We start from the raw sequence: 1404 nt of genomic DNA, 5'->3' as shown, positions 1-1404 counted from the left end.
TGATGCGCCCCGGGTTCTGTGCAGGCTCTGATCTCAGGGAGGATGCAGAGCATGCCGGCACCGAAGAAGTACAGCGACGAGCTGCGTGAGCGGGCGACGCGGATGGCGTTGGACGCGATCGCGGCCGAGGGTCAGCGGATGGCGGCGATCCGCCGGGTAGCGGGCCAGTTGGACGTGCACCCGGAGGCGTTGCGGACGTGGGTCAAGCGCGCCGAGATCGACGCCGGCACCGCACCCGGCCGCACCAGCGACGATGCCGCACGGATCGGCGAGCTGGAACGCGAGGTGCGTGAGTTGCGGCGGGCGAACGAGATCTTGAAGACGGCCTCGGCGTTTTTCGCCGCCGCGGAGCTCGACCGCAAAATCAAGTAGCGCCTGACGATTCCGCGCCTCGGCGGGAGGTTCCTCTCGCGGTGGTCGTCGGCTATATCGACGGCCACCGCGAGCGAGTTGTCGAGGGGAAGAAGCTTGGGGTCGAGTCGATCTGCGCAGTCTTGAACGATGCGGATGTGCGGATCGCCCCGAGAACCTTCTGGGCAGTCAAGAAGCGCACACCGTCAAAACGCGCTGTGCGAGACGCGGAACTGCTCGCCGAGATCGAGCGCGTGTTCCGCGAGAATTACGGCGTCTACGGAGCACGGAAAGTTCATGCCCAGCTCAACCGTGAGGGGATCCGCGTGGCTCGCTGCACGGTCGAGCGGCTGATGCGCCAGGAGGGCCTGCAGGGGCTACGACGAGGCAGGCGGCCCAGGACCACCATTGCTGCTGCCTCGCCTTCGCCGGCGGACCTGGTCGACCGCCGCTTCACCGCAGACCAGCCGAACCAGCTCTGGGTAGCGGACATCACCTATGTCCGGACGTTTTCGGGATGGGTGTATGCCGCGTTCGTCGTCGATGTGTTCTCAAGAATGGTCGTGGGCTGGCAGGTGTCGACCTCATTGCACACGAATCTCGCCCTCGACGCATTGGAGATGGGGATCTGGGCCAGGCAACGAGCCGGACAAGACGTGACCGGACTCGTCCATCATTCCGACCGCGGAGTTCAATATCGAGCCATTCGCTATACCGAGCGTTTGTCGGAAGCGGCAGTGGTCGCCTCGGTGGGTTCGCGCGGAGATTCCTACGATAACGCGATGGCCGAGGCATTCAATTCGCTGTTCAAGGGAGAATTGATCCATAACCCTGTCGTCCGTGGCCGCGGTTGGCAATCGGTTCGCGATGTCGAGATCGCCGTCGCCGAATACGTCGACTGGTACAACCATCGCCGTGTCCACGGCGAGCTCGGCCAGCGCACTCCAGCCCAGACCGAGGCCGGCCACCGAGCGTCGCGCTACGATCAATCCTTCGAGCCTGCCCGGGCTCGGTGACAGGCAACGAGACCTGCACCAGACCCGGGGCGCATCA

General features: G+C 64.8%; 1 protein-coding gene. It reads left to right on the top strand.

From position 1 onward, the window contains the following. The first annotated feature begins 51 nt into the window (after positions 1–51). Positions 52–1367, top strand: a protein-coding gene (locus tag ACZ7OH_RS51865) for an IS3 family transposase (protein WP_470287733.1) whose coding sequence is annotated in 2 segments (ribosomal slippage) — positions 52–346 and positions 346–1367 — 1317 coding nt in all. Because the reading frame shifts where the segments join, the coding sequence is not laid out codon by codon here. The last annotated feature ends 37 nt before the right edge of the window (positions 1368–1404 follow it).

This window comes from Amycolatopsis sp. NPDC114478 (genome assembly GCF_055633805.1).
Note: the sequence above shows the minus strand (reverse complement) of the source record. Positions and strands in the feature narration are given on the sequence as shown.